Raw genomic sequence first — 7,734 nt, forward strand, 5'->3', positions numbered from 1 at the left:
TTTCATCCAATGAAAGCAAGTTTAGTTATAACCATCTTGTACCGTTGACGAAATATATCCTTAAATTTATATTGTAAATATCTGAATGTCATTGAAAGCTAGCAAAAGGAGGACAACCTTTGCCAGAATCTCATGAATCTGCTGTTTCAAACAACGATTATCACCGTCTCCGAGCGGATTGCGAAAACTGCTTTGGTCTGTGTTGTGTAGCATTACCCTTCGCCGTCTCCGTAGACTTTGCAGGAGATAAGCCTGCTGGTAAGCCCTGCCATAACCTGCGAAATGACTTTCGCTGCGGTGTGCACCAAGATCTAAGGAAGATCGGTTATCGCGGATGCACCGTATATGACTGCTTTGGTGCCGGTCAGTATGTCGCCCAAGTGACTTATAGAGGCAAGGATTGGGTGAAAGCTCCAGAGACCGCGAAACAAATGTTTGAGGTGTTCCATATTATAAGGCAGCTTCATGAGCTGCTCTGGTATTTGACAGAAGCGCTTGAGCTTGCGCAGACGCGATCTATTCATGAAGCGCTTCGTTCAGCGCGGGATGAAACGGAACGTCTCACAGCATTAAGTTCTGAAGCGCTCTTGGAACTTGACGTTGCGGCACATCGTGCAGATGTGAATGCCCTGCTCCTGCAGACGAGCGAGCTCGTGAGAGCTGGCGTTCAGCGTCAGCAGAGAAGTGCTCGTGGGCGTCACAAGAGCTACGGACGAGGCGCGGATCTGATCGGAGCCAACCTCCGAGGCGCGGATCTTAGAGGCGCTCACTTGCGAGGTGCCTATCTGATCGCTGCGGATCTCAGCGAGGCCGATTTGCGATCAGCAGATCTTATCGGCGCCGACTTCCGCGATGCCAACCTGAGTGGCGCTGATTTTACGGGAAGCCTCTTCCTCACGCAGTTCCAAATCAACGCAGCCAAAGGTGATACACGTACCAAGCTTCCAGTTTCACTCAGCCGGCCGCCACACTGGACTGCATAAACACAAATAGAGGCTGTGCCAGAAAGTCTTTGCAGACCTCTGGTACAGCCTCCTTTATGAAGTTAACTTACTTCCACTTCTGAGCTTCTGGGCCTCTGAGTTTAATCCCGCTTCTCTTCTGGTAGAGATCATTCGCAGTCTTTAACGCATCGTTCCCGCCTTTGGACTTCCACTCTTCGATGACCTTCGGCCAATCACTGATTGGCTCTTTGCCGTACACCATTTTCACCATATGCGAGAGCAGCACGGCAGGAGCCGTATCCGATAATGGCGCAATGTCCGGATTTTTTTGCATAGCTTCCAAAATTGGATCAAACTCCAAACCACCGCGCCCTTCATTTGGTAAAACAGTCTCAAACGTTTTGAGCAGATCCTTCCCATCCTGCGTGGTGCTCAAAATTTGTTTGCGGAACGCATCGTCCTTGACCATATGAAGGAAACCGCTCAAATATCGCTGCTCAGATACCTCGGCATCTGTTTTCGGTTCTGTCGGCAAAGTCAAGTCAAACCACTTATCAGCCTCTTCCGATGCTTGCCATTCGAAGAACTTAAGAATGCCTGGAATTTTATCCTTCGCTGTCTTTGCATTGATTAAATAGGAGCGTGCACCGGAGGAGTACAAATACCCACCGCCTTTGCCGTCTGTACCTACTGGAGATGGAATAATCTTAATTTTCGCATCAGGGACAGCCTGCTTCAATTGTGTTTGCCACTGCAGCAGCTCTTGCGCGTTCATTTCCCACATACCGGCTTTACCTGACAAAATAATGTTTTTGAAATTCGTCGGATTAATCGTTGCAAATTCTTTATTGATCAAACCTTCGTCAAACATCGTTTTGTACGTTTGCAATGCCTTTTGCATATTTTCCGAGTCAAAAAATTTCGGCTGCACTTTTCCGTCTACGACTTCAAATTGGCTGAGGTACGGGTAGACATCATAAGCGCCAAAGAAAATATCCGCGTATTTGAAATCTTGACGTCCCATGAACGGATGCTCCACACCAATTTTCTTAAAAGCGCGCAGCATTTCCATGTACTCATCAACCGTTTTCGGATCCTTCGTTATTCCTGCTTTCTTCATCAAGTCTTCGCGCACCCAAGTTGCCCTGCGGGAAGGCTGAGAAATATATTCCGGAATCGCATATATTTTACCGTTCAGCGTAACTTCATCCCATGCCGCTTGCGGAATCGTCTTCAATAAATTTGGCGCATACTGTTTAATAAGATCATTTAATTCAAGGAAAACGCCTGCTTGGACAGAGCCTGCAAGCTCTTTCCCACTCGTACTGGCTCCCGCTTGCACGACGTCTGGAATGTCGCCAGTAGCAAACATTTGAACCATTTTCTTCTCAAAATCGGCATGAGGCACTAAATGGATATCGAGGTCTGTATTCGTCTTCTTTTCTAGTTCTTTCACCCATTTGTCCTCGTTAAGATTGGCTGCTTTTTCTACATAATCAAAGTTCAACGTTCGCAAGGAAATGCTGAACTTCGTTGGTCCTTGCGATACCACAGGTGTTGCGCTCACCGCTGCAGGCGAAGCAGAAGATGCCTCAGGTGCCTTCTTATCTGCAGTTGAGCTGCAGCCAACCAGTCCAGTAGTTAGCGCAAATGCCATCGTACATGCCATCCATTTTGACCTTCTCATCGTACCCCTCATTTCTTTACAGTTATGATAAAACGAAAGCGCCTAGCGCTTTCTGTTCAACCCTGAATCCGTAGATCATCCGTATCATAAATGCTGGCATGCACCTGTTGTAATCGCTTCCATTGGTTTCTGTTTTTATCGTATACGAATCCGCACGACCCTCATATAGAGTTCCTTTAGGGGAAGTCGGGTTTTTTTTAGATTTTCATGATTTCCTGACTGAAAATGAAAGGGACTGCCTTCGAAGGTCATACGACCTTTCAAGACAGCCCCTATTGTTATTTTGACTCAAATAATGTCCAATCCGAATCCGTATAATTGCCCATGTACCATAAAGAAATGCCTTTTAACCCATAATACTTCGCAAGCCACACCTTTTTATCCACACTAGCTGTATCTTCATAGAAAATATCGTGGCTTCCGCGATCATCTTGAAAAGCGATCTCTCTCAGAAAATACGGTAAACTCATCGTCTGAGTAATTCCTGGTGTTGCAAGTCGTTTCTCAACAGCTGCAATCTCCGGATTGTATAATTCCGATGAACCGTTTGCTGTGATCCACTGATTAGCCTGCTTAGATATCCCAAGCACGAGCTTTTCTTTGGGTACAAACGCCAATGCGCGTTTCACCGCATCGTTCACCAGCGGCAGCGGGGCAGAAGGAAGTTTACTGTCATTATGCGTAAAATCATAAGCCATCAGAATGACCGTATCCGCCAAAGCGCTAATTTCTTTTAGATCATAACCTTTATAATAATAATCAGGCTGAACAGCAACCGTTAATGGGTAGTTCGGGATTGCCGCTTTCAAGGCTTTCAGAAATTGGCTATAGTTCGGTGCGCTAGATGCATCCATAAGTCCCTCAAAATCCATCGTTACCCCGGTGAATCCATATCTGGCATCCGTAAGAACGCCTTGTAAAGATTGGATAAACGCTTGTTGTGCAGGCTCATCCTTCAAGAAATCCGTAAGATTCTTCTCACCATAATAAACCATCAAATTTTTCTGGACTTTGGCTGCATTTGCTGACTGAACAACTTCCTCCCAGCCGGAAGGAATACGATACTCAGTCGTCGCTGTCTCCAATTGGGCGTTACCTGGTGCTGCGTAATTCAAATGCGACCATCCGACGGAAACTTGATCGAGCAGCGGCATGTGTTTGATCGCGGGATAAGAATTAATCGCATAAAAGCCTACTGTTTCTAGCTCACGAGTGGCTATTTCTGTCTGTATGAAACGATAAATGATGGCAGCAGCTTCTTTGCGTGTAAGGGATTGCTTAGGGTGAAAACCCATTTGATCGCCTTCCATGATCCCTTGATTGACCGCATAATAGGCATATGGACGCAGATTTGGATTCAAGGCTTCGCTATCCGTAAAGCTGCTCTTCTCTTTCTCTTCTTGCCAGCCTTGAAGCGTCCAACGGTCGCGAGCCTCGGCTGTCTGAGCATCGAGCAGTGCTTTACCGACAACACTCGCCACTTCTTCTCTGGTTATCGCATTCTCCGGATGAAGCTTGCCCTGCGAATCCAGCATAAAATTAATCCATTTCCGCTCGTAAGCCGCGGATACGAATGGATATGACCAACGCCCCTGTTCAACATCCACTGGAGCTCCCGCCACAGCTGTAGCAGAAGAAACTTCCTCTTGCTTGGCATTCATCAGCAATTTAATGAAAGCTTCCCGCGTCAGAATTCCTTCCGGTTTGTACGTTAAATCCGAATATCCATCAATAATCCCGATCGCTGATAGCGAATAGACCTCATTCTGAAACCAATCCTTATTGGTTACATCTGTAAACGGCTTTAAGGAAACGTCATACGCATAAGCGCTACCTGCAGAGGCTATTACGCAAAGTGCAGCAGCTTGTACGAACACTTTTTTAATCATAGACAATAAAATTCTCTCCCTTCTGTCATAATTTGACGTCAAGAGAGAGAATTAGTTGCACAAAATATTAAGCTTTATAGCAGCAGATTCTTTTCATGCAAGTGATCAAAAATAATTTGAACCACACGAGACGCTCGGTCCCTATCCTTATAAGACAGCCATTCCAATTCATCGATTTCGGAAGCAGGACGGAGTTCGCCGTCAAAATCTGCCGTATAACAAGCCATTTTCACCACAATTCCTTCAGCCTTACCGTCTGCTTGCGCTTCGAAATTCCCGAAATGGACCACGGTTTCCGGTTTAATTTGTACGGAAAGCTCCTCCTCGATTTCCCGGATCAACGTCTCGGTATCCGTCTCCCCAGGGTCTCTTTTGCCTCCCGGTAAATAATACAGTTCCTTTCCCTTCGAGCGTGTACCCAATATTTGTCCGTCAACGATGCGAATCAACGCGATCTTATCAATAAACGTTGTCATGCTATTTTCTCCTATCTTGAAACTCTATTTTCTATTAAAGCGTATTAAAACAATACCAAACCAAACCACATTTCTCAAATTCTAAGAAAAAGGAAGTGATTATTGATGAGAAAATCGATGCTGCTTTTCGTTCTTCTTTCATCCATGATGCTAGGGGGCTGTTCGATCCTAGATGGGGCAAATCAATCACTAGATTATGTGAATCAAGCTACGGCGCACATAAACAAACTGAGTACATTTGCTGAACAAGCACCACAGCTGATCAAAGACGCCGCTACGAATCCGGAGACAAAGCAGAAGCTTGAAGATCAATTACTAGCTTTAAAAACAGACATCGAACAATTTAATTTGAAAAGCGTTCCTGCATTCGCTAAGGATATTCACCAGCAATTAGTTGAGAAAAATAAAATCTTGTTAGACGAAATTAATCAGGTGGTAGAAAATGGGCATTTGGCGCTCGATAAGCTGCAAAATTCGAAAATCCTTGCCACAATCACGGACATCACAGGACTTATCAACCGAATATCCAATTTAGGCGGATAGCAAAAAGGAGTTAAGCGATTTGATTTCGCTTAGCTCCTTTTTTACTCTTATAGTCGAATGTATTTATTCTTTCTTTGCTTCATAATGAAGTACCAACACGCCTGAAGGCAGTGTCTTGGAAGAGAGAAGATTCAAGCGCTTCGTCGCCTTATCCGCTTGAAATAATCGCGTACCTTTCCCCAGTACAATTGGGCTAACGGTTAATCGGTATTCATCAATTAAGTCCAAATCAATAAACGTGTGAGCAAGACTTGGACTGCCGAAAATGACAAGATCCTTTCCAGGTTCCTGCTTGAGCTTCCCTATTTCCGCTGCGATATTCTCGTTAATCAGCGTTGTACGATTCCACTGAACTTCTTTAAGGCTCTTAGAAATTACAATCTTGCCAATATCCTCAATCCAATTCGCATGATCGATATCGTGTTGCGTACTTTCAGGGTTCTTTAATAGTGTTGGCCAATGGTTCTCCATCATCTGATAAGTGACGCGTCCATATATGGGAGATCCCACGGTCTTTACGATCTCATCCGCAGCATCCATCAAATCTTGGTCATAAGAGATCCAATCTAATTCCCCATTAGGTCCAGCTACAAAACCATCTAGCGATACATGCATGAATAAAACAACTTTTCTCATTGTCATTCTCCTTTAGTTTGGGTTTCCAACTTCATTTTAGCGGATTCAAACTAAAAGACACAGCCACTTACGAATTTCTATCACGATTCAAAACATATTTTTTAAAAAATAAGTTATCTCGGATAATAAGAGAATCCCGGATACTTGACGACGGGCCATTTCTCTTTGCGCAAAGCATCAATGAGTTCAGGTCCCACATTCAAATTGCTCTTCACAAGCTCATGTGGCGTGAGTGCCATCCATTGGTTCAATGAGACATCATCAAAGATGTTGCTCTTAAACATTTCAAGAAACCACAGAGATTCTGTACCTGTATTTTGAATATAATGCCCCGTAGCAAATGGCACATAACCGACATCACCTGCGCGATAATCGAACGTTCGGGCATTGCCATTGCCGATAAACACCGTCATTCGTCCTTGACCTGCGAGATAGTATTGCCACTCATCGTTATTCGGATGCCAGTGCAGCTCACGCATAGCACCTGGTTCTACCTCGACAAGTGCCGCCGAGATTTTTTGTGAGATCGGGAAATTCCTTGAATCTACAATTCGTACGCTGCCGCCAGGTGTTTTGATCGGTGTTTGAGCTAATAGTTGATGTTTGAAACTTAAGGGGATTGTACCGTATGGGGATTGAACCTTCTGGCTTTCCAGTAAACCTGGCACTTTGTCTTGATAAATGTAGACCTGATCCGTTGGGATATTGTCAAAAGCACTCATGGGAACACCGAAGTTTGCGGACAATACATCTTTGGGTGTATGAGCAAACCAATCCGAAATAGATAACGTATTAAGGTCGGAGAAATTTCCGTCATCGAAAACAAGCAGGAATTCGCAATGCTCCAACCCTTGGATGGAATGCGGTAGCCCTGGCGGGAAGTACCAAAGATCGCCTGGACCGACATCGGCGATAAAATTCCGCCCGTCTTGATCGATCGCCGTAATACGCGCTCGTCCGACTAACATATAAGACCACTCCGCTTGCTGGTGCCAATGCAGCTCCCTTACACCACCGGGTGTTAGACTCATATTAACGCCAGCCATCGTCGTCGCGATCGGCAGTTCTCTGACCGTAATTTCCCGCGACCAACCTCCGTGGTTTAACGTCATTGAAGTGTCAGAGAATGAAAACTTCAAGTTGTGAACCAATCCGGCGTCCGTTATCGGTGGAACTAGCATATTTGGGTTTTCCCTATCCCGCATGATATCCCTCGGACCTGTGTCAATCCCACCGGCACCGTCATAACGAAGGGGCTGTGGGATGACGTCGTTCATACCTTTGTTCCTTTTCGGAGAATCCATGGGTAAACTCCTCTCTTCGCCCTCGACTTTGATGACTCATTCTAAAAAATATATGTGCCCTGTTGGTAGCAAATGCGTGTACTACGCTGCTGTGGGTATGAAATTAAACAACAACGATGTTTTTACATCGTTGGAGGCGCAAAGAGCTTCCGCTAGCGCGGTCCGTGTGGCTTGCAGCGATGTTTTTCATCGTTGCAGTTGCCACTAGCGCGCTGATGCACGCTCCAACGATGTTTTACATCGTTGGAGGTGCAA

7 protein-coding genes are annotated in these 7,734 nt (G+C 45.3%); 2 read left to right on the forward strand and 5 right to left on the reverse strand.

Going from position 1 to position 7,734, the window contains the following annotated elements; translation table 11 throughout:
• Positions 1–119 precede the first annotated feature (119 nt).
• On the forward strand, positions 120–983 hold the full coding sequence (locus AC58VC_RS22060; RefSeq protein ID WP_497371338.1) for a pentapeptide repeat-containing protein: 864 nt from the start codon (positions 120–122) through the stop codon (positions 981–983).
• 67 nt (positions 984–1,050) lie between these two features.
• On the opposite strand, the gene AC58VC_RS22065 is transcribed toward AC58VC_RS22060, so the two are convergent.
• The 3 genes from AC58VC_RS22065 to AC58VC_RS22075 all read right to left on the reverse strand — a co-directional run bounded on the left by AC58VC_RS22065 (position 1,051) and on the right by AC58VC_RS22075 (position 4,996).
• On the reverse strand, positions 1,051–2,631 hold the full coding sequence (locus AC58VC_RS22065; RefSeq protein ID WP_497371340.1) for an extracellular solute-binding protein: 1,581 nt from the start codon (positions 2,629–2,631) through the stop codon (positions 1,051–1,053).
• A gap of 278 nt (positions 2,632–2,909) precedes the next feature.
• Positions 2,910–4,520: a glycosyl hydrolase family 18 protein gene (locus AC58VC_RS22070; RefSeq protein WP_497371376.1), complete on the reverse strand. Its 1,611-nt coding sequence runs from the start codon at positions 4,518–4,520 to the stop codon at positions 2,910–2,912.
• 74 nt (positions 4,521–4,594) lie between these two features.
• Positions 4,595–4,996 (reverse strand): NUDIX hydrolase, encoded by a 402-nt coding sequence (locus AC58VC_RS22075; RefSeq protein ID WP_497371342.1) that lies wholly within the window; start codon positions 4,994–4,996, stop codon positions 4,595–4,597.
• A gap of 105 nt (positions 4,997–5,101) precedes the next feature.
• Between AC58VC_RS22075 and AC58VC_RS22080 the strand changes: the two genes are divergently transcribed.
• The gene (locus tag AC58VC_RS22080; protein ID WP_497371344.1) at positions 5,102–5,539 is read left to right on the forward strand and encodes a DUF6376 family protein; all 438 of its coding nucleotides are present in this window, start codon (positions 5,102–5,104) and stop codon (positions 5,537–5,539) included.
• A 63-nt stretch (positions 5,540–5,602) separates the two neighbouring features.
• On the opposite strand, the gene AC58VC_RS22085 is transcribed toward AC58VC_RS22080, so the two are convergent.
• Together AC58VC_RS22085 and AC58VC_RS22090 are read right to left on the reverse strand one after the other, a co-directional pair.
• A complete protein-coding gene (locus tag AC58VC_RS22085) occupies positions 5,603–6,175 on the reverse strand; it encodes a dihydrofolate reductase family protein (protein ID WP_497371346.1) in 573 nt (190 codons plus the stop codon).
• 113 nt (positions 6,176–6,288) lie between these two features.
• Positions 6,289–7,479: an oxalate decarboxylase family bicupin gene (locus AC58VC_RS22090; RefSeq protein WP_497371348.1), complete on the reverse strand. Its 1,191-nt coding sequence runs from the start codon at positions 7,477–7,479 to the stop codon at positions 6,289–6,291.
• Positions 7,480–7,734: the final 255 nt, after the last annotated feature.

Source organism: Paenibacillus sp. J22R67 (genome assembly GCF_059692175.1).

Coding starts and splice junctions, on each gene's coding strand:
- AC58VC_RS22080 (WP_497371344.1), top strand. CDS start 5,102: ATGAGAAAATCGATGCTGCTTTTCGTTCTTCTTTCATCCATGATGCTA.
- AC58VC_RS22065 (WP_497371340.1), bottom strand. CDS start 2,631: ATGAGAAGGTCAAAATGGATGGCATGTACGATGGCATTTGCGCTAACT.
- AC58VC_RS22075 (WP_497371342.1), bottom strand. CDS start 4,996: ATGACAACGTTTATTGATAAGATCGCGTTGATTCGCATCGTTGACGGA.
- AC58VC_RS22090 (WP_497371348.1), bottom strand. CDS start 7,479: ATGGATTCTCCGAAAAGGAACAAAGGTATGAACGACGTCATCCCACAG.
- AC58VC_RS22070 (WP_497371376.1), bottom strand. CDS start 4,520: ATGATTAAAAAAGTGTTCGTACAAGCTGCTGCACTTTGCGTAATAGCC.
- AC58VC_RS22085 (WP_497371346.1), bottom strand. CDS start 6,175: ATGAGAAAAGTTGTTTTATTCATGCATGTATCGCTAGATGGTTTTGTA.